The following is a 21,007-nucleotide window of genomic DNA, read 5'->3' as shown; positions in this document are numbered from 1 at the left end:
GGCCAATGAGAACGTCAACTTCTTGTTTTTTAGGAGAATTATCTGATGAAATTAGTCAAAAAGCTTGGTATTGCTACCGCTAGTGCTGTTATAGGTATCACTGCTGTCGGTGCATCTTCTGCGGCACAAGCTGTACAGTTATTTGATTTTCAGTACTCTTTTCCCAGTTATCAGGTAAATGATACAGCGATTTCCGCTAGCGGCATCCTCACTACTACCGATCTAGATCCCATAAACAACAATTACACAATCACAGGAATCAGTGGCACAAGGAAAGCTCAAGGAATTACCGAGACAATCACCGGGTTGCTCTCACCAGGTACATACGGAATCAATGATAATTTCTTAAATGTGAGTACGCCCCTGTTAACCAAGAACGGTTTTTCTTACCTAGTTTCTGGAAGCGGGGAAGACGGAAATGGGAACGTTAACCTCTTCTACAGTAGTTTGAATGAAGGTTATTCAGAACTTTCAAGCGATGTAGATTATGGCAGTCTTACTATTATACCACGTCCTGTTCCCGAACCCTACACAGTAAGTGGCTCATTGCTTGCTCTTGGTTTTGGCTGGTGGACAAAGCGAAAGCAAGCAGTAGCTTTTCAGAAGAAGCCCGATAAAGGCATTTATCTGTAAGTTCATACTGCATCTCCGATCTAGATTGCGTTAGAATCCGCTTGCCATCTTACTCTTACAGTAATACCAAGTCGCCTTCATGATATATCACTAGACGACTTGGTATTAAGATAAAATATCAGCCGTAGCTTTAATTAGAAACTTCCAGGATTGTCATCAAGTGCCAGCAAGAAATTAATCAGGTCTGCTTGCTGGTTGGAATTAAACCCAGCCTGTCTATCTACGTAGAAATCGTGACCTGTGCCATCAAGGTTACTACGCACTAAACTAGGGTTAGCTTTGTTGGCTTTCACAACTAAGGTACGAAGATCACGATCAACTAAGGCACGCAAGCTGCTAGCTGCATCGGCGGGTATACTTTGGCTGAGAGTGCCAGAAAGACCTAAGCCACTCTTGTTAACAACCGTGAAACTACCATTTGAGTCAACTTTCAGGCTTCCTGCCCGTACTGCTGCACCACCATCATGCAAATATGGTGCGCTTACATAAAGACCACGTAAAGAAGTAGTTTTATAACCACCTTTTGGCAATATACCTTTGGGTAGAGTTGTGGGACTATCAGAGATACCCTGCGTTGGTAGATCCAGTACTTCAGCGTTAGCAGATATGGGAACTGGAGTGTTAAAAGTGTATAACTTGGGTGGTACTAATAATTTATTCAGCCCCAAGCGAGACTGGGCGCGGGCTGGATTAGTATGAATTTCATCAATTGGATGAATTTTGTTGTCAGTGAAGAATGGTGGAATATGGCAAGTTGCACAATTGGCTTTCTCAAATATTTTTGCGCCACGCTTGACAGAATTGCTATTCAAAGCTTGCCAGTTTTCCGAAGTCTGGTTAGCAGGTGGTACTAAGCTATTTTGGAAAGCAGACATGGCGTTTTCAGCAAATAAGAAAGTGCCGCTAGCAATATCTCCGGGCTTTCCAGTATTTGGGCTGAAAACCAAACCGTTGTAAGTAAACAAACTGGGTCGTAGATTTGGGTAAGTTCCTGTGCCTGGGGCAGGAATTTGGTCTTCTAATTCTGCTTGTATAGGATTCGGTGCGATCGCTCCCCGCAACCACTGAGAGGGTTTTACCGGAGGTCCTTCTGGTAAACGGAGGCTCTTAACGGCAGCATTTTGCAGTAATGTACCAATGTAAACTTCTGGATCAATACCAAGGGTTTCTGCACTGATTTGAGCGGCTGCGAACAGATTGATTTCTGAAGAATGAACACCGTTGCTGACAGCGCTGAGTCCCGCAAACGGCCCCACAGCAAACTGTCCATCAAGGAAATAAGGATGATTCTTAAATGTGAACATACTGGGAATTTGAGTAGTATCGTTGATACTATCTGAAGAACTCTCAAAATTACCAAAAGGCACATCCAATACTGCATCGTCGAAAGCTTTTTCAAACTTTTCAGGATCAGGTAATTCTACTTTATTACCTTTACTGTCTAGAATAATTTTCCCATTGCCTCGGTATTGTGGGCTTAGGGGATTAAATTTTAACCGCGAAAACCCCGCAGAAGAATTTGGTGCTAAAGCAACCAGCAGGGGCGTGGCAATTTCGCCATTAGGTACTCCCAAAAGACGTTCACCCTTATTTGAAAGAGATACATGGCACGCAGCACAGCTAATATCAATCTTAGGTGTGATTCCCAGCCCAATCGGAAGAGTCCCTCCCTTTTCCATTTTTAAGCCTGTATTGACGACAGTTCCTTTGGGAAAAGTTCGACTACCTAACGCTATATCCTTCTGAAGAATAATTTGTAAGTTCGTTGTCGGCTGACCTTGCAACTTAACTATTGCTGTCTGTAATTCTGGGAAAATTTTAGCAATGCCAAGTCCAAAACCGAATACTCCTTGCAAACCAAATGTGTCGCCAATCTTTCGGTTGAGGAATATATCTTCACCTTGGGCGATTAATTCTTTAGTAATTTTAACTGCTCCTATCCGTTGATAGGAAATAGGATTATTAGGATTGAGTCCCTTATTTACAATTAGTTGTGATGCTTCTTGAGGACTCAGTAGTTTGCCAAAATAGTCGTAATAGCCTAGCGGTTGAGTAGGAGCAGGTTGCAAAAAGTCAATTTTTGCGAAAGCTGTTTGGCTTGTCATCAACCAATTTGATAACAAGATGCCAAAAACACTAATGATAAAAACGCAGATTAATAAAAAAATCTTGGTTTTTGAACTATACAATACCCGAAAGACACCAGTCTTAGGGTTGTTTTTTTTTGTTTCATAGTGAGGTAATGACTAAAAGCCTATAGGTAGATATATCACACTATTAGGTAGATATAGGACTCCTATTTGATTTTTGAAAAAACTCAGTATACCTCAAAACCTCAAAGAGCCTTCTTTCCTGTTCCCTGTTCCCTTCCTACGCAAGTAATTTCAGAAATCAAACCAGATTCCTATATACAGCGTTTTTCAGGTAAATGAGGTACACAGGTAGGGGCACAACAATCTTGTGCCCTTACAATAATCTGTACCCGACTAAGTTGCAATCTGCTGTATAATAGTTTATTTAAGTTTTTTATCAATTTGATGACTGGATTAGTTGCTTATACTTATATATTGGACATAAAGCGATCGCTCGACATTGAACCTAAAGGCTTGCTTTCCTTTCCTACCTTCAGCCATTTTTTTAACTCGTTGAACTCAGGTCATCTCTAAGTAATTGTTCTTCTAAAGCAGCAATGTGATTATCGCTGCTAGTCGTAATTGTGGTGTAATGCTGGCTGGTGGGACGCAAATGCTGGCGGTTTATGCGCTGATCAGTGCGATCGCTCAAGTTTACACTTTATCATGACGACCAGAAGCAGTAGTTGTCGGCACAACTCGCTGGGTGGCAGAAGACTCTACTGGCGCTACAGTTGACTTAGCTCTCAGCTTAGAAAAAAGCAGCTTAACTCAGAGTGAAATAACCCCTTCCCTATTAGCATTTATCTGTAGGTTCATAGTGGATCTCCGATCTAGATTGCGTTAAAATGTGCCTGCCATCTTAACTCTTACTTAAAGTAATACCAAGTCGCCTTCATGATATATCACTAGACGACTTGGTATTAAGATAAAATATCAGCCGTAGCTTTATTAAAAACTTCCAGGATTGTCATCAAGTGCCAGCAAGAAATTAATCAGGTCTGCTTGCTGGTTGGAATTAAACCCAGCCTGTCTATCTACGTAGAAATCGTGACCTGTGCCATCAAGGTTACTACGCACTAAACTAGGGTTAGCTTTGTTGGCTTTCACAACTAAGGTACGAAGATCACGATCAACTAAGGCACGCAAGCTGCTAGCTGCATCGGCGGGTATACTTTGGCTGAGAGTGCCAGAAAGACCTAAGCCACTCTTGTTAACAACCGTGAAACTACCATTTGAGTCAACTTTCAGACTTCCTGCCCGTACTGCTGCACCACCATCATGCAAATATGGTGCGCTTACATAAAGACCACGCAAGGAAGTAGTTTTATAACCACCTTTTGGCAATATACCTTTGGGTAGAGTTGTGGGACTATCAGAGATACCCTGTGTTGGTAGATCCAGCACTTCAGCGTTAGCAGGTATGGGAACTGGAGTGTTAAAAGTGTACAGCTTGGGTGGTACTAACAATTTATTCAGCGCCAAGTGAGATTGGGCACGAGCTGGGTTAGTACGAATTTCATCAATTGGATGAATTTTGTTGTCAGTGAAGAAGGGTGGAATATGGCAAGTTGCACAATTGGCTTTCTCAAATACTTTTGCGCCACGTTTAACAGAATTGCTGTTCAACGCTTGCCAGTTTTCCGAAGTCTGGTTGGCAGGTGGTACTAAGCTATTTTGGAAAGCAGACATAGCGTTTTCAGCAAATAAGAAAGTGCCGCTAGCAATATCTCCGGGCTTTCCAGTATTGGGGCTGAAAACCAAACCGTTGTAAGTAAACAAACTGGGTCGTAGATTTGGGTAAGTTCCTGTGCCTGGGGCAGGAATTTGGTCTTCTAATTCTGCTTGTGTAGAATTTGGTGCAATTACTCCCCGTAGCCACTCTGAGGGTTTTACTGTAACTCCCTCTGGTAAACGGAGGCTCTTAACGGCAGCATTTTGAAGAAATGTCCCAATATAAACTTCTGGGTCAATACCAAGGGTTTCTGCACTGAGTTGAGCGGCTGCCAACAGATTGATTTCCGAAGAGTGAACACCGTTGTTGAGACTGCTGAGTCCCGCAAACGGCCCAACTGCACCCTCTCCTGAAGCTGCATAGGGGTGATTTTTAAACGTGAAAAGACTGGGGATTTGAGTACTGTCTCTAATACCATCCGGTGAACTCTCGAAATGACCAAAAGGTACATCTAACACTGCATCGTCAAAGGCTTTTTCAAACTTCTTAGGATCGGGTAATTCTACTTTATTACCTTTACTGTCAATAATCGTCTTGCCATTGCCTTTGTATTGTGGGTCTAGAGGATTAAAGTTTAACCGCGCAAACCCTGCGGCTGTATTTGGTGCTAAGGCAATGAAAAGCTGAATGGCAAGTTCACCGTTGGGTACTCCTGCAAGAATTTTAGCATTATTAGAAAGGGTTGCATGACAGAGCGCACAAGTAATATCGCCGTTAGGTGCGTTTCCTATTGGAACAACTTGTCCCTGTTGAATTTTTAAACCTGTAGGAATAATAGTCCCTTTGGGAAAAGTTCTACTACCTATAGTTAAATCCTTCTGGAGGGTAATTTTTAGGTTTGTCGTTGATTGTCCGTGCAAATTAGCGATCGCTGCACCTATTTCATCTGATATGATATTTGCTCCTTGTCCAAAACCGAATACTCCTTGCAAACCAAATGTGTCGCCAATCTTCCGGTTGAAGAATATATCTTCACCTTGGGCGATTAATTCTTTAGTAATTTTAACTGCTCCTATCCGTTGATAGGAAATAGGGTCATTAGGATTGAGTCCCTTATTTACAACTAGTTCTAATGCTTCTTGTGGACTCAGCAGTTTGCCGAAATAGTCGTAATAGCCTAGCGGTTGAGTAGGAGCAGGTTGCAAAAGGTCAATTTTTGCGAAAGCTGTTTGGCTTGTCATCAACCAATTTGATAACAAGATGCCAAAAACACTAATGAGAAAAACGCAGATTAATAAGAAAATCTTGGTTTTAGAACCATACAAAACCCTAACGATAGCAGTCTTAGGGTTGTTTTTTTGTTTCATAGTCAGGTAGTCACTAAAAGCCATACGTAGATATATCACACTCTTACGTAAATATATGCAATAGTGTGTTTAAGTTTTTTATCAATTTGATGGCTGGATTAGTTGATTATACTTAATATCTGCTTACAAAGCGATCGCTCGACATTGAACCTAAAGGCTTGCCTTCCTTCCCTACCTTCAGCCATTTTTTTAACTCGTTGAACTTAAGTTAAATTTAATAAATTCTTTCTCTGAGTAGTTGTTCTTCTAAAGCAGCAATGCGATTGTATGCTGCTGTTAATTGCGCTGTCAGTCGTTGTATTTGAATTTCTGGTGTTATGTTATCTCCACTTTGACGATGCATGTCTAGATAAATGCCATCTGTCAATACATCCTTGTGTGCCATTTCTGGATTTAAACTGTTACGTCCTTTGAGCTGGTAGCCCCCAGCTGCGACATTTTCCTGATAATTATCCTTTGCTTGTGTATTCGCTAAAGAACACTCTGAAAAAGCTTGAGTGACTTTACCATCAAGCTGCTCAATTACTTGGCACAGGGTATCCAGTTTTTCGCTTAAAGTCAGGATCTGTTGCTGTAATGGCTCCATTTAAAACCTTTATCCGCAAATTTTCTCTATGTTATTCAATTTACTCGCCACCTTAATTATACTTAGGGATTATTTAAGTATTGATAATTTTTGGTGGAAATGTGACATTTAAATTATTAATTATAAATATAAGTAAAGCTTGACCATAACTACCACTAAGGCAATTTATGGAGAAAAGTTAATCTTTAGGTAGTGATTTCCCGAAAAACTTGCTAATTTGAGTCAAATATTCAAATTTATCCGTATTGCCAAGAAAAAATACCGATGATTTTCCAACTCCACTTTTTCAGCTAGTGAATCTCTGCTTAATATTAGATATAATCAAAAATCTCAAATCCAAAATCAATGGATCGACGATCTTTTTTGCTAAGTACAAGTACACTGGCACTTTCACAACTGCTTTTTGGCTGTGGTGGAAACAACCAGACGCAACTAAAAGTACAGTTATTAAAAGGTTCTATACCTGGTCAAGTAGTTAATCAGTTCCACAAAAGTTTGCAGCAACAGGTGCAGTTAAAGTTTGCTCCTGTTGAGCAGATACAGGATTTATTTCAGCAATTACAAAATTGGCAGCAGAAACCAAAAGCCACTGATGAGCAGGGATGGAGTCGCTTTATACCCTTTAGGCAAGGTCAAAAAGCGGCTGACATAGACCTAGTGACATTAGGAGATTACTGGTTAAAAGCAGCTATTGAGCAGAAATTAATTCAACCACTCCAAGAGGTACAGGGAAACCAATTAAAGCAGTGGTCTGCTTTAGATGAAAGATGGAAACAACTGGTAACGCGCAACGACCAAGGTAACTTGGATACTCAAGGGAAGGTGTGGGGTGCGCCTTACCGTTGGGGTAGTACGGTGATTGTTTATAATCGTGACAAGTTGCGAAAATTGGGATGGATACCCAAAGATTGGAGTGATTTGTGGCGAGATGGAATGCAGCAGCAGATTTCCCTACTCAATCAACCACGAGAAGTTATTGGTTTGGTCTTAAAGAAGCTAGGAAAATCTTACAATACAGAGAATCTTGACCAAGTACCAGACTTAGAAAAGGAATTACAGACATTAAATCAACAGGTGAAGTTCTACAGTTCCAATAACTACTTGGAACCTCTAATTATGGGAGACACTTGGCTAGCCGTTGGTTGGTCAAGCGATGTACTGCCAGTTCTGGGACGTTATCCACAACTTGCCGCAGTTATCCCCCAGTCAGGAACAGCAATCTGGGCAGACTTGTGGGTACGTCCGGCAGGTATTGCTAAGGGTACTTTATCAGAGCAATGGATTGATTTTTGTTGGCAACCAAGCACAGCTAAACAAATTTCAGTGCTGACCAAAACTAATTCGCCAATTTCTACAAATATTGTCGCTTCCGATATCCAAGAACCATTATGGAGTATTTTGCAGAGCGCTCGCAAAGTTTTCGAGAAAAGTGAATTTTTGCTTCCCTTACCACCATCAACAATAAAACAATACGAGTCTTTATTCGCCAAAATTAAGGTTTAATTAGGCATTGGGCATTGGGCATTGGGCATGGAGCATTGGACATTAATCACTTGACTCCAAACTCCAAACTCCTAACTCCTAACTATTTACTAGAGTGAACGTAGTAACCCGATCTTGTTCTTAATAGTTGTTTGGATATTGCATAAAGCTGGACTTATATTAAAGTTGCAAGTATAGGTTGCCAAGGGTTCTTTTTGATAATTAAATACCCGGACGTTGTAACCAAAGTTCCGTGCAGCGCTACCCAAGCGATTAACAAAGTCGTAGCGCTCTACATACTCTAGTAAGCTCCAAATTTGCTGATTCACGATTAAGTCTACTCGTGCAGGTTCTTTGTCAGAAGCTGGATATGCTATCCAATTATCCAATAGCTTTTTCTCAGAGTTTTGTTGTGCCCACCATAAACTGGGAACGGTTAATCGTTCTGGGTTTATAGTGTTAGCTGTGATTACATAGTCTTTTGGCTTGGTTAATAAGTCTAGTTCTAGGGGCGCACTAGAAGGCGAGGGTATTAGGGGGGGTTGTGCTAGTGAGGGCGGGACGGCTAAAGTGGTGAGGCTAATGGTTAATAGTAATGAAAATGATGTCTGGCGATGGCGCAGCCCGCCGCAGGCATCGCACAATTTGAGTATATGCATAACTAATTCGTAATTCGTAATTTGTAATTAAGGCAGAAGTCAAAATTCGCACAATTTAAAGTTTAATGGCAACGATGCGAATTCTTCGATAGTCTGCTGTCCAAGTTCCCTGTTGATACAGCGTCGCTTTCAGTTGCTCCTCCACGGCGCGAATTATTTGTATTTGTTGCTCAGGTGAAAGTCTGGCTAAAAAAGTGCTGGCAAACATCTGAATCCAGTTTGCCATAGCTGCTTCTCCTTCTGCTAAAGGAGTTGGACGAGCAAACAGGGTGCTATGGATGACATCAAAGCCTTGCTGTTCTAACAGGGTGGCGTATTCACCAATACTAGGGTAATACCAAGGATTCTCTACTTGTGCTTGAGGGATACCAATGGACTCTAAAGCGCTGTATAAGGCTTTGACGATCGCCTGCACATTTCCCTTACCACCAAATTCTGCCACAAAACGTCCCCCTGGTTTTAGTGATTGGTGTATGGAAGCGATCGCACTATCTGCTTTTTTCACCCAATGTAGTACAGCGTTGGAAAACACAGCATCCAATGGCTTGTCTACTTGAAAGTTCGTAGCATCAGCAACATCAAAGTGGATATGGGGATAGTTTTGTCTAGCCTTTTCTATCATCGTGGGTGCATGATCAACTCCCATTACTTGGACTCCAGCTTGAGCAATTTTTTCTGTGAGTTGTCCTGTACCACAACCAAGATCCAAAACCAATTCTCCTGGCTGAGGGTTGAGAAATTTTAGTAAGTCCTCACCATACTGCCAAACAAAGGCGTGCTTATCTTCGTAAAGGGCAGTATCCCAATTATTACTTGTAGAAATATTATTCATAAATAACTATGGTGGTTTTTAATTTAATATAACAAAACCTTTTTATTGTAGTCGTTAGATTCTCAAGTTATTTAAGAAGTCGAGAATCTATAGCAATCCTAAATCATCATCAGGAGTAAGTGTGATGTTTCAAGCCTTACCAAAAACAATCTCTTTTGAAGAATTCCTCAATTGGAAACCAGATAGCGATCGCTATGAACTACACGATGGGGTAATTGTTTAAATGCAACCAGTAGGAGATCATGAAGAGATTAATGGTTTTTTAGCAGGTGAAATAACTTTAGAGTTCAAACCATTAAAACTCCCATACCTCATACCTAATCAAGCACTGGTCAAAGTTACTAACAGAGAATTAGGTTATTCGCCTGATGTGATTGTGATAAATCAAAATAATCTTTCAGCAGAACCAATAACGACAAGCCGCTTCTCTACGAGACGCTCCGCGTAGCTTGCTTCTCCCCAGGAGTGCGCGTCTGGGCTATCTCCACACTAGTGTTTTAATTCACCTGGAGGTGATGAAAAAAGGATTCTGTTTCCAAATATTGTGTGTACATTGTCCACCAAGATTAGCTATGCTGTAAATAAAAACTCAGCTAAAGATGGGAATTTTTTTATTTTTTACGATTCCAGTAATTATACGGTAACAAGTATAGATTTTTTAAAATTATTATAGTCTTTTAGGGATTTTCTAATCTAAATTTTTAGAATCTTCAATTAAATAAATTACAAAATATATACAGATTAAAGTATATGGAACAGCCACTTATATCTATTGTAATTGCAACATATAATAGAGCCTCAAGCTTACGTAGCTACAGTTTTCCAGCGATCGCTAAACTCAACTATCCAAACTATGAGGTAGTAATAGTTGATGATGCCTCAACAGACGATACACAAAGCTTTCTCAAGACTGGTGACGAGAATATAAAAACCCTTCTTGTTCTACGAAATAATCAGAACAAAGGAGCTTGCTTTTCTAGAAATCTCGGTGTTGCTCACACCAAAGGTGAGATTATTGTCCTGATGGACGACGATGTAAGTCCATTTCCTGATTGCTTTAATGAATTAATCAAAATCTACACAGAAGATCCAGATGTGATGACTATTTGGGGATGTATTTACGAACAAGGTGGTTCTGCCAAAGGAACACCAACGTTTGGCACTGGTAGCCTCTGGTCATTACGACGAGAAATTTTTGATCGTTTTCGCTTCGATACAAATCTTCGATATTTTAGAAGCAGTGCTTGCGACGAACACGAGTTAGCACGACGAATACAAAAGCATGGTTTCAAAATTATTAAGGCTAAAACAATCGAAGCAAATCATTTCCATGCCCCTGCTGAAAACAGAACCTGGAGAGGACTAGGTGGAGATTTGAATTACCTTTATGAAAAGTTGAAATATGGATCTATTTTCCAGTACTATGCCTTGTTAATTCTTGGGTTTATATTGATGCTAAAACGACTAGTGACAAAAGTAGATCTGAATAAAAAATTTGATAATCATCCTTATCATCAAGTTCTACAAACACCGAATCGTCTATTTATATTTATCAAAGAGCGACAATTTTATCTAGCTGCAAAATGGTTATTTTATATTGTGATAGATATTCCATTCCGAGCTAAAACCAAGGGAATTGCCGAGTCATTTGCTAAAGCTTACAACACTAAATGGCCTGGATAATATTGTCTGTCTTCTGCTCAGTTTATTGATTTGATGGGATTGTAGCAAATCAAACAGACTACCTCACTTAAACTTCATTCTTTAGCATCAGTGCTTCCAGCTTTTGGTTCAACCAGATTAAACTTCACCTTGTTGTATAAATCCTCTAAATAAATCTCAAAGGGTACGGCTGCAAGTGCGTAGGCGTAGCCCATCGGAGATATAGCTTTTCATCCGATTTAGAGAGGGTTAACTAGCACCATAGTGATTTTATCTAAGAGGATGTTTGAAAAGTATTGGGGGAATAAAATTCCCTACTAGACAAACTTTCGTCTTCCTCCGTGGACTAACGAAAAAGTAGGGTTTTTAACCCAGGTCGGTGGGTAAAGTCTCGTATAGCCAAGCCAGTGCCGTCTTCTCCCAAAGGGAGAGGCTGGCGCCAAGGGGGTTTCCACGCCACTTGCTTTATGCAGGTGTTCCCGTCCACCGCAGTGGCTCCCCATGAGCAACTGGCGTGCGACTTCTAGTCGCCAGGGCTAGTAATAAATTAGACTTGTTCATTCATCCTCTAAGTTGGTGGGGAGGTGCGATCGCTATCTCCACGCTAGTGATCCTGTTTCCAAATATTGTGTGTACATCGTCCACTAATATTAGCTATGCTGTAAATACAGACTCAGCTAAAGGTGGGAATTAGCCATGTCAGAAACATCATCTGCAAAAGATTACCGTATCGATTTACGAGTCACCCAAGAGCAAAAAGAACTATTAGAACGTGCTGCGAGTCTTAAAGGAATTTCTTTGAGTGCTTATACACTTTTTCATGTTTTACCAGTCGCCAAGCAAGATATAGATGCGAATGAAAGGCTGGTGCTGTCTAATCTTGATAGAGATTTGTTTATGTCAGTAATGGAAAACCCCCCAGAACTGAAGGAAAAACTCAAATCTGCTATTCACAAATATAGACAGAAGTATGACGACAAATGATAGCGAGACAAGATGGAATTTTGTACCAATTGATAAAAAGCATCAAAGAGATTCTTTTGATTGCGGTTATGCAATTTTGAATGATTATCTCAAGAAATATGCACATCAAAATCATACTAGAGGAATTGCTAAAACATTTGTAGCAATTCCAGCATCAGAAAGCTTGAAGATTGATGGCTATTATACTGTCAGTCCCAGCGTTATTGAGTATAAATCCTTACCGCAATCTGATCATCGTGGAATGCCTGCCTATCCGATTCCAGCAATGCTGATTGGGAGATTAGCTGTAAATAACTCGGTTAAAGGACAAGGTTTGGGAGGTGAATTGTTAGTTGATGCTCTCTATCGTGCTGTTCGTGCTTCTCAAGAAATTGGTATATACGCCGTGAGAGTTGATGCTATCGATTTGCAAGCAAAGGAATTTTATCTTAAGTATGAGTTTATTCCTTTTCAAGACAATGAACTCTCACTATTTCTGCCGATAGCAACGATAGTTAGAGAGTTTGATTAACTTAATTAACCTAAGTTGCTAGTTATCGTATTTCAGGGTGCTTCGCATACCTTGCCGCGTATAAAAATTCAATATACAGGACTAGTATTTGATTTCTGAAAAGATACGTAGGGGAGCCAGTGCGTTGCGGAGGTTCCCTCCGTTGTAGCAACTGGCGTTGTGTTAGCGACAGCGTAACGCACCATCATCAAGGGTTTGGTGCGTTACGAACTGCGTTCTAACACACCCTACAATACCTAATTTTATTCAAAAATCAAATATGATTCCTATACTTAATTTATTGCGTGAATAAACTTGGGAAAAACACAAGTAATAGCGCTAAACACAGTCTCAATGTAATGCCTTACATATTGTTTACTGAAGTTGAGATTAGCTCTCTGACATGAACTGCGGAATCTTGTTGCAATGCTGACGCCACGATCGCCTCACTTTCAACTATACTAAACCGAGCGATCGCCTGTTTGATTGCAGGTATATTTTGGGGATTCACACTCAATTCGTCCAGCCCTAAACCTAATAAAATTGGTGTTGCTAAAATATCTGCTGCCAATTCTCCACATAATCCCACCGAAATCCTCGCTGCATGGGCAGCTTGGACAGTTTGCTGCACCATTCGCAACACTGCTGGATGTAGTGGATCAACCAAATTTGCCACGCGGGGATTAGTGCGATCGCTAGCCATGATATACTGACTCAGGTCATTGGTACCTATACTAAAGAAGTCTACTTCCGCCGCTAACTGATCAGCGATCGCCACTGCTGACGGTACCTCCACCATAATCCCCACTTGCATCGCTGCATCAAAGGCGATACCAGCTTGATTTAGTTCCGCCTGCACTTCACCCAAAATTACCTTAGCGGCACGTACCTCGCTGACAGTGGTAATCATCGGCAACATGATCTTAATTTTGTGTCTGACACTAGCTCTCAAAATTGCCCGTAACTGAGTTTTGAAGAGTTCTGGATGATCTAAACAGAAACGAATTCCCCGCCAGCCTAAGAAAGGGTTAGCTTCTCTTAACCCTACTCTCAGGTAGGGGAGTGGCTTATCACCACCGACATCCAAGGTACGAATAATCAACGGACGATTATCTAAAACTTGGGCGATCGCCTGATAAACTTCAAGTTGTTCTTCTTCAGTGGGGGCGCTTGTCCGGTCGAAATAGAGGAACTCAGTGCGGAGTAGTCCCACGCCCTCTGCACCACTAGCCACAGCAACTTGGACATCACTTATACTACCAATATTGGCGAAGACGCTCACTTGCCGACCATCACGAGTAATTGCTGGCTGGTGTGCCGTAGCTTGTGCTTCTTGTTGGGCAGTTTGCCAAGCTTTTTGCTTTGCCTCCAGTAAATCTAGGATATGTGATTCTGGTTCTACCCAAGCTTTGCCACTTTCACCATCAACTGCCATAAGTGTACCATTTGCCAAGTGCAACACCTGGGCATCCAGTCCCAAAACTGCGGGAATACCCAATGTCCGGGCGATAATTGCGCTGTGGGAGGTGGCAGTACCAGAAGTAGTACAAATACCCAACACTTTAGTCCGATCTAATCCAGCCGTATCTGAGGGGGTTAAATCAGTCGCCACTAAAATTACAGCTTCCTGAAGATGCAGATTCGTAGGGGCATTCCCAGCTAGTAATCGCAGCACTCTTTGTCCGACATCCACAACATCGTCAACTCGCTCTTGTAGGTAAGAATCTTCAAGTGTGTGGTAGGAAGTCACTACTTCATCGACTACGGCTTGCCAAGCTGCTTCAGCATTTAGATGGTGTTCTGAGATCCGCTCTTTAGCCGCTTCCAGCAGTACTGGATCTTCTAAAAATAGTAGTTGGGCATCGAAGATGGCGGCTTCAGCGTCACCAATTTGAAGAGATGCTTGTGAGAAAACTGCTTGAATTTCCTGTCTGGCAATGTGGATTGCTGCTTGTACTCGTTGCCACTCCCCCTCAACATCATCTACGTGGTATTGCGTAATTAGAATGTGGGCGGGTTGATAATGAATAATGGGTGCGATCGCTATTCCACCAGAAGCTGCTATTCCCAAAAGTTCGCCGTGAGTTGCTGGGGTAACTGCATGGTGAAATGCGGGTCGATAATTCAAGGCAGCATTATCTTCACCAAAATTTGTTGCGAATAATACCTGTAATGAAGCCAGCGCCTCATCTGCATCAGAACCGCTAGCAGTAATCACCAGTTCGTGTCCTTGACGCACCCCTAAAGTTGTAACCTGGTTAATACTGTCACCCCTGACTAGCTCAGTATTTCTCGTTAAATTCTGCACCCGAATTTGGGATTTAAATCGGGCTGCGGTTGCCACAAACTGCGCTGCTGGCCGGGCGTGTAATCCTAAGCGATTGCTCACAATCAGCCGGATTTCTCGCGTAGGTGATTCTACATGGGTTGTTGGGGTGACAATTGACAACGCCCTACTAACTACACCCAATTGAGTTGCTTTTGCTAAAAGTGCGCCGCGTGCTTCCGCCATAACTTGGTGAATATCTCTACCAGCCGCCGCCGCCACCACAGCAGCGATCGCGCCTTCTACTAGAGGTGCTTCACACAAATACACTTTTTGTTGCTGTGCTTCTGGCAGAAACTCGATTGCCATTTCTGCACTCAGCAAAGCACTACCCAAATCCATTAACACCAAGACACCATCATCAGAAAAAACAGAAGCGATCGCTTCATAAACCTGAATAGGATCTGTACCCAGTGGGTTTTCTGGATCTTCAATACCTGCTGCAACAGCTATGGAAACTTGGCCTTGAACCATTTGCGCGGCGAGTTCCCGCACACCCAGAGCTAGTTTTTTACTGTGAGAAACGATGACAATTCCGACCACTGCCACATTGTCAACCTTGTTGAGAGGTTTGCGTTTAGCAAGTTATCCATTTCATTTTCCCATTCCGCTACAATTGCAACTGCCCGAAAACATTCCGGTCTTTCCAGCTATAAATGCGAACAAAATAGCCTTCTTTTACAGGAATACGTGGTGTCCACTCATAAACTCCATCGCTAGCAGTACGGGAAGAAATGTTTTGGATAAATTTCTTTCCATCGTACAACTTAATCGAGACATCGCTATCAAAATTATCCTGCCACAATATTAAATAAGGCTGATCCTTCTTTGGAAGTACTTTAGCAACTGGCTGACTTTGTAAATAAGCTAATACGCTTGGGTTAAGAGGTTGTTTGAAAAGTCGTAAAGTATAACAAAACCACGCTTCCATTCCTCTCCCCGAAGGGTCCAGAGGCTTTGAAACCCCCATTCCCTTGTAGGGAAGGGGGGCTAGGGGGGTTAGGTTTCTGAGCTTTTGATGTTAGCAATAATACTTTTCAAACACCCTCTAAGGATAATTGTAGGTTTGCTTATAGATGTAATAGCATTTGTTGCAAAAGATGAAGTATTTTTAGCAGTTACTTATAATTGAGCCTGCATGGCATTCAAAAATTTTCATCCTTTGCGTAAATATGATAATTGGTAAAAAGCTGCTTTACGTGCTAATTTTTTTGGGGATGGGGGTTAACGGTTATTTGTATCTGGGCTGGTTTTTATCACCTCCTAACCCTGATCGCGTAGGCTACTGGTTCGGGATATATCTATTCGTATTTCCTTACCTTGGCTTTTTGGGAATTGCTTCTTTAGCACTAAAAGATGTACTAAGGATTCCTTTGAGTATTGGTATTGTTCTGTTGCTATATGTCGGAATTCTAACAATTCAGGCAAACTCATTTCAGCTAGGCTTAGGCTGGATGTTGAGTTGGTTGCCTAATTTAGGGTATGAGTTTTTCCATGTGATTCTATTCGTTTTAGCACTGTTATGGCTGATTGTCGGTGTGCAACGGCGATATTAACTGTTTAAGATCATCTCCATGAATAATGACTTTTTCTCCAGAGATGAACATTACTGAATAGTTACTGACCACCCAAGGTGTTTCCGAAGCATGGATATTTGGCTGCGTCTGTTGTATGGCCATTATGAACTGCGTACAGCAGAACAGATGAAAATCTTTCTTCCCCAGTCCCCATTCTCCAGTCAGTTGGTGAAGCATTGAGGCAACGCCTGCTGTAGTATGATTGTGGTTTTATCCTACTAATGGTATAAGAGATGACGGCTCAATTTGAATACAGCACTCTCGCCCATCCACAGGATATTCAGCACCTGGGGTATATCTTTGAGCAATGTTTCATCAGCGCACTTGGTGGCGAGGAAGTTTATATCAATCTAATTGGTGTAGAAAATTTCCGCATTATCCGTAAATTGGAGCAAGTAGTTGGTGGATTGGCAACTCTGGATATGGGTCAGTGGTGGGGTGGTGTGCGTGTACCAATGACAGGAATTGCCGCAGTAGGTATTGCTCCAGAGTATCGCGGTTCGGGAGTTGCGATCGCTCTGATGCAGCACACCCTCAAAGAACTTTATGCTAGGGGCGTAGCAATCTCCGCTCTATATCCAGCTGTTCAAAGCCTGTACCGAAAAGTCGGGTATGAGCAGGGAGGTAGCTGGTGTATTTGGGAAGTTGCTACCAAGAATATCCAAGTGTGGGAGCAACTCCTACCTTTGGAACCAGTAAGTCCGATTAATCATGAAGTCTTTCATGAACTATATCAGCAGCAGGCAAGACTAACGCATGGATATTTAGACCGACATCCAGCAATTTGGGAGCGCTTAATCCAACCAGGTGAGAAAGAAACAGTCTATGCGTATTTTATTGGTACTAAAGACCAACCCCAAGGTTACATCATCTTCACTCAAGAGCGAACAGAGGATGGTGAAATCCTCTCGGTGAAAGATTGGGTACTCAATACAGTTGCTGCTGCACAAACCTTCTGGTCTTTTCTAGCAAATCATCGTTCTCAAATTCAGCAGGTGCGATGGAAGAGTTCTGCGATTGATTCCCTGACATTGCTATTACCAGAGCAAACTGCCAAAATTAAGGATACGAATCGTTGGCTGCTGCGCGTAATAGATGTAGTCAAGGCGCTGGAGGCGCGGGGTTATCCATCGCAAATCCAAGCTGAACTGCACTTAGAAATTCAAGATAATTTGCTAACTGGAAATAATGGTAAATTCATTCTTTCTGTCGCCAACGGACGTGGTGAAATTACAAAAGGTGGAAAGGGTGAGTTGCAGCTAGATATCCGGGAATTGGCATCATTGTATACAAGTTTGTTCACCCCCTACCATTTGCAACAAGTGGGAAAACTGCATGGGACAGAAACGGCTATCTTAGCAGCTACGCAAATATTTGCAGGTGCGTCGCCTTGGATGGCTGATTTCTTTTAAGAGACTTCCAAACAGAAAAATAAGTAAGTCGGCGATCGCATAAACTACGCTTAAAGTCTTTTACCCCTTTGAGATTGGCAAATGTCCCTGGAGTTACTAGCTCTACCAACCGTGATTCTATCTCTTCACTTGTCGGGGCTGAGGAGCTTACCCGATGTCGAAAGTCTGGATTTCCTTGTTTCTTCCCTGGCTTACTCATGGCTATTCTCAACACCCTGGTGTTCAGTTTAATCATTAAGTTTTACCTACTTGATAGGTTTCTATTTTTCTTAACTTCACACCAATGGCAGGATGCCCACCCCACAAGAAGTAGTTGAGTATTTTTTGATTTTGAAGTTCCTTATGCCTTGAGATAGTTGAAAATGCTTACTAATAGGGTTAGGGTGAGTTCTGAATTAGATCAATGGCTTTGCCATCACTCTCTAAAATTAATCTGAATCAATCTACAATCAATAAGTCTGAGTAACCATAACTCAGCATCTCAGTTTCAGGGTGTTTAGCCAAAGGTTCGTAATCAATGGTCTTACAAAAAAGCAGTGATTTAGTCCGCATTAATGCTAGAAGAACGGACGTATTTGATATTTTCAACTTCAAGCATTATATTGGGCCTAACCCCTATTTAGATACAGGGGCGCTAGTATTTGACTTTGCTTTAGTTGACTCTAGAAAGCCTTTGCCCATTGAAGATTATATTGCAAGGATTGGCACAGACGCACAGAGGCTTGCCGAGAGAGATCGCTATCAAGACCTGGCCAGTCAAAGCTACGAATCCCATGCCCATTTATTTGCCCAAGTTGTGTCCGAAGTCGGAAAGCTGGACATGGATTTGCACCTTAACCATTGCAGTGTCAAGCCATATCAAAATTGCACGCGGATTAGTGTCCAATCGCTACATGAACGCACAACTAGGGAGGTAGTTTATTTTGTTTGGGATTGGTTTGAAGCCATTACCCAAGACGAAGACTTTAGCTTTGATGAGCAGATAGTGAAGCTGCAAAATAGATTCCGCGCATCGGTCTACGGTGGCCCCACGGTTTACGCCCTATTGCGAACAGCCTACGAAAAAGGTATTCCCGCCTTTTATTTGTGGGAAGAAGGATTGATGCAATACGGCTTGGGAAAAAAACACGTCCGGGGGGTAGCAACAACATTTAACTGTGATAGTCATCTAGATTCGGAGTTCACCACCCGCAAAGATGACTGCAAGGCATTTTTAAAAACCTTGAGTTTCCCAGTACCTGAAGGTGATATCGTCTTTTCCGAGAAGGAAGCCCTGGCAGCAGGGAGACAAATTGGCTACCCAGTGGCAGTTAAGCCGGTGGTCGGTCACAAAGGAATTGGTGTCACGGCTGACGTGCAGGACTCGAAAGAACTGGAATCTGCTTATAATAGGGCACTGGCAGCGATTCCCGAAGATCAGCTAACCCGGATAATTGTTGAGAAAAGTATCTCAGGATCAGATTTTCGCTTGTTGTGTGTCAATGGTAGATTTGTTGCTGCCACAGAACGCCGTCCAGCATCGGTTATTGGTGATGGGTATTTAACACTTGCAGAGTTAATCCGCCAAGAAAACCGCAAACCTGCACGTTTAGACACCCCAACCTCGCCGATGAGTAAAATTCAGATTGATGAAGCGATGGAACTCTACCTAGACGAACAGCGTTTATCATTAGACAGCGTGATTGAGAAGGGACGCACTGTTTACCTGCGTAAAGTCGCCAATCTTTCAGCCGGAGGTATAAGCATCGATGCAACCCAGACAGTTCATGATGACAATATTATCTTGGCGCAAGATATTGCCCAACATTTCCAGCTAACTTGCCTTGGGATTGATATCATGACCAAAAGTCTCTCAGAATCTTGGAAGTTCAGTAACTTGGCCATTCTCGAAATCAATGCTGCACCAGGCGTTTTAATGCATCTTAAACCTTCTGTTGGTGAAAGCGTTGATGTGCCTTCTCGGATCTTAGAAACCTTTTTTGAGTCGGGTACAGATGCGAGGATACCGATTATTACCTTTAATAAAATCTCAGTTGAAGAACTGGAAGCAACGATTGACCATATCCTTTTGCAACATCCCAACTGGACAATAGGCGCTGTTTGTCGTGATGCAGTTTTTTTGAATCGCTCGAAAAAAGTATTAAGCAAAAATTACAACGGCAATGTCCAAACTTTGCTGCGTCATCCCAAACTTGATTTGCTAATTGTCGAGTATGCGGAAGACATCCTAAATGACGAGGGTATGTTTTACCAGAGTAGTAATATCGTAGTTTTGGATAATCCCACAGAAACTGAGATGATGCTAGTGCGGAATGTTGTCGATGCTTCTACTGTGGTGATTAGAAAAGGCAACGGCATTTCTGTCCGTCGCCAAGGATTGATTGAAGATTATACTTTGGGTGAAGATGAACCATTTACACGGGTTTATTTGAAAGAAACTGGAGCGATTTTGTGAGCTAAGTAAATAAGACGCTCAACCCAATATTTCTGAATCCAAAGGTTAATCAACAGCACTTAATAAGCTAACAATTACAACTATTAGAGCAGAAAGCCCACCAGTAAGAATCTGAAAGCCAAGAACGTTTCAAGTTCTTAGGGACTTCCAAGAAATAAATTATCCAATCTTGTGGGGTGGACATTTTGTCCGCCCTTCTCTACGTGCGGGCGAGACGCCCACCCCACAAGAAGTAGTTGAGTATTTTTTTATTTGGAAGTCCCTTACCAAAATAATGGGTCTAAAGCCCCGCCGTTCTAGGGCGGCTTTTGGTACAATAGCGATAGTCGGAAAGGTAATCAACCACGCTAAAAACCTTGCTGCCGAAAGGCGAAGCGCTGTACCTTGAAAATTGAATCTAAGCGGTTCTACTGCATTTTTCTAGACTCCACCTCGCAGTAGGTAAAAGATTCAGAGGAGCTAGGGCGTTCAGCATTTTGGGGCAATTGTCTCCAAATCTAAACAGAACTCGTGGCAACGCGAATAGGGTAGGGCATACCCGAATTAACGCTTGGGGAGAATCCCACCTCTGGATTAGATGACGCAAGGACTCTAATTTAAGTGGTTTCGGTGAGCCAAGAATCCCCGTCTCTTTAGGATTGGGGTGCGATTCGTTTCTCAGAAATGGGTATAAAAAACTCAAGGATGAGAGCTTTAGTAAGGTAATCCACCAGGATTGAGTTCGCACTTTAATCC

The 21,007-nt window shown here is 42.0% G+C and carries 20 protein-coding genes and 1 pseudogene; 11 read left to right on the top strand and 10 right to left on the bottom strand.

The features are described from left to right. The first annotated feature begins 45 nt into the window (after positions 1-45). Positions 46-633, top strand: coding sequence for a PEP-CTERM sorting domain-containing protein (locus V7K36_RS06105; protein WP_335114055.1), 588 nt, complete (start codon positions 46-48; stop codon positions 631-633). A 134-nt stretch (positions 634-767) separates the two neighbouring features. Here the strand turns inward: V7K36_RS06105 and V7K36_RS06100 are convergent, their stop codons facing one another. Beyond that, positions 768-2,738: a di-heme oxidoredictase family protein gene (locus V7K36_RS06100; RefSeq protein WP_335114053.1), complete on the bottom strand. Its 1,971-nt coding sequence runs from the start codon at positions 2,736-2,738 to the stop codon at positions 768-770. Between the two features lie 580 nt (positions 2,739-3,318). Between V7K36_RS06100 and V7K36_RS06095 the strand changes: the two are divergent. Next, positions 3,319-3,567: pseudogene (locus V7K36_RS06095) on the top strand (TIGR00303 family protein); the annotation flags it as partial. A gap of 149 nt (positions 3,568-3,716) precedes the next feature. On the opposite strand, the gene V7K36_RS06090 reads toward V7K36_RS06095, so the two are convergent. Together V7K36_RS06090 and V7K36_RS06085 are read right to left on the bottom strand one after the other, a co-directional pair. Then, the gene (locus V7K36_RS06090) at positions 3,717-5,681 is read right to left on the bottom strand and encodes a di-heme oxidoredictase family protein (RefSeq protein WP_335114051.1); all 1,965 of its coding nucleotides are present in this window, start codon (positions 5,679-5,681) and stop codon (positions 3,717-3,719) included. 340 nt (positions 5,682-6,021) lie between these two features. Further along, positions 6,022-6,393 (bottom strand): hypothetical protein, encoded by a 372-nt coding sequence (locus V7K36_RS06085; protein ID WP_335114049.1) that lies wholly within the window; start codon positions 6,391-6,393, stop codon positions 6,022-6,024. 345 nt (positions 6,394-6,738) lie between these two features. On the opposite strand from V7K36_RS06085, the gene V7K36_RS06080 reads away from it, so the two are divergent. Further along, on the top strand, positions 6,739-7,896 hold the full coding sequence (locus V7K36_RS06080) for an extracellular solute-binding protein (RefSeq protein WP_335114047.1): 1,158 nt from the start codon (positions 6,739-6,741) through the stop codon (positions 7,894-7,896). 89 nt (positions 7,897-7,985) lie between these two features. Here V7K36_RS06080 and V7K36_RS06075 read toward each other — a convergent pair whose 3' ends face one another. Together V7K36_RS06075 and V7K36_RS06070 are read right to left on the bottom strand one after the other, a co-directional pair. Continuing rightward, the gene (locus V7K36_RS06075; protein WP_335114045.1) at positions 7,986-8,534 is read right to left on the bottom strand and encodes a hypothetical protein; all 549 of its coding nucleotides are present in this window, start codon (positions 8,532-8,534) and stop codon (positions 7,986-7,988) included. A 55-nt stretch (positions 8,535-8,589) separates the two neighbouring features. Beyond that, positions 8,590-9,366 (bottom strand): class I SAM-dependent methyltransferase, encoded by a 777-nt coding sequence (locus V7K36_RS06070; protein ID WP_334830098.1) that lies wholly within the window; start codon positions 9,364-9,366, stop codon positions 8,590-8,592. A 223-nt stretch (positions 9,367-9,589) separates the two neighbouring features. Here V7K36_RS06070 and V7K36_RS06065 point away from each other — a divergent pair, with 223 nt between their 5' ends. The 5 genes from V7K36_RS06065 to V7K36_RS06045 all read left to right on the top strand — a co-directional run bounded on the left by V7K36_RS06065 (position 9,590) and on the right by V7K36_RS06045 (position 12,523). Continuing rightward, on the top strand, positions 9,590-9,814 hold the full coding sequence (locus V7K36_RS06065) for a Uma2 family endonuclease (RefSeq protein ID WP_335114043.1): 225 nt from the start codon (positions 9,590-9,592) through the stop codon (positions 9,812-9,814). A 302-nt stretch (positions 9,815-10,116) separates the two neighbouring features. Beyond that, positions 10,117-11,049, top strand: coding sequence for a glycosyltransferase family 2 protein (locus V7K36_RS06060; RefSeq protein ID WP_335114041.1), 933 nt, complete (start codon positions 10,117-10,119; stop codon positions 11,047-11,049). 493 nt (positions 11,050-11,542) lie between these two features. Beyond that, positions 11,543-11,722: a hypothetical protein gene (locus V7K36_RS06055; RefSeq protein ID WP_334830102.1), complete on the top strand. Its 180-nt coding sequence runs from the start codon at positions 11,543-11,545 to the stop codon at positions 11,720-11,722. Positions 11,723-11,724: 2 nt separating this feature from the next. Continuing rightward, positions 11,725-12,012, top strand: a complete 288-nt coding sequence (locus tag V7K36_RS06050; RefSeq protein ID WP_334943973.1) for a type II toxin-antitoxin system TacA family antitoxin — start codon at positions 11,725-11,727, stop codon at positions 12,010-12,012. Beyond that, positions 11,999-12,523, top strand: a complete 525-nt coding sequence (locus V7K36_RS06045) for a GNAT family N-acetyltransferase (RefSeq protein ID WP_335114039.1) — start codon at positions 11,999-12,001, stop codon at positions 12,521-12,523. Before V7K36_RS06050 ends, V7K36_RS06045 begins: the two co-directional genes overlap by 14 nt. Positions 12,524-12,866: 343 nt before the next feature. On the opposite strand, the gene ptsP is transcribed toward V7K36_RS06045, so the two are convergent. Then, positions 12,867-15,371, bottom strand: coding sequence for a phosphoenolpyruvate--protein phosphotransferase (gene ptsP, locus V7K36_RS06040; protein WP_335114145.1), 2,505 nt, complete (start codon positions 15,369-15,371; stop codon positions 12,867-12,869). A gap of 67 nt (positions 15,372-15,438) precedes the next feature. Then, complete coding sequence (locus V7K36_RS06035) at positions 15,439-15,759, bottom strand: hypothetical protein (protein WP_335114036.1); 321 nt, start codon at positions 15,757-15,759, stop codon at positions 15,439-15,441. Between the two features lie 241 nt (positions 15,760-16,000). On the opposite strand from V7K36_RS06035, the gene V7K36_RS06030 reads away from it, so the two are divergent. After that, positions 16,001-16,384 carry a hypothetical protein gene (locus V7K36_RS06030; protein ID WP_335114035.1) on the top strand — a complete coding sequence of 128 codons (384 nt, stop codon included), beginning with the start codon at positions 16,001-16,003 and terminating at the stop codon, positions 16,382-16,384. Here V7K36_RS06030 and V7K36_RS06025 read toward each other — a convergent pair. Next, a complete protein-coding gene (locus tag V7K36_RS06025) occupies positions 16,349-16,582 on the bottom strand; it encodes a hypothetical protein (RefSeq protein WP_334830112.1) in 234 nt (77 codons plus the stop codon). The genes V7K36_RS06030 and V7K36_RS06025 overlap by 36 nt on opposite strands. 56 nt (positions 16,583-16,638) lie before the next feature. Between V7K36_RS06025 and V7K36_RS06020 the strand changes: the two genes are divergently transcribed. Beyond that, positions 16,639-17,817, top strand: coding sequence for a GNAT family N-acetyltransferase (locus tag V7K36_RS06020; protein ID WP_335114033.1), 1,179 nt, complete (start codon positions 16,639-16,641; stop codon positions 17,815-17,817). Here V7K36_RS06020 and V7K36_RS06015 read toward each other — a convergent pair. Then, positions 17,768-18,052, bottom strand: a complete 285-nt coding sequence (locus V7K36_RS06015; protein WP_335114031.1) for a hypothetical protein — start codon at positions 18,050-18,052, stop codon at positions 17,768-17,770. The genes V7K36_RS06020 and V7K36_RS06015 overlap by 50 nt on opposite strands. Before the next feature lie 282 nt (positions 18,053-18,334). Here V7K36_RS06015 and V7K36_RS06010 point away from each other — a divergent pair, with 282 nt between their 5' ends. Continuing rightward, the gene (locus V7K36_RS06010) at positions 18,335-20,272 is read left to right on the top strand and encodes an ATP-binding protein (RefSeq protein WP_335114029.1); all 1,938 of its coding nucleotides are present in this window, start codon (positions 18,335-18,337) and stop codon (positions 20,270-20,272) included. A gap of 397 nt (positions 20,273-20,669) precedes the next feature. Here the strand turns inward: V7K36_RS06010 and V7K36_RS06005 are convergent. Beyond that, on the bottom strand, positions 20,670-21,007 hold a 338-nt coding region (locus V7K36_RS06005), incomplete at its 5' end, for a hypothetical protein (protein WP_335114027.1).

The sequence above is a fragment of the Nostoc sp. genome (genome assembly GCF_036919555.1).
GTDB lineage: Bacteria > Cyanobacteriota > Cyanobacteriia > Cyanobacteriales > Nostocaceae > Nostoc.
Note: the sequence above shows the minus strand (reverse complement) of the source record. Positions and strands in the feature narration are given on the sequence as shown.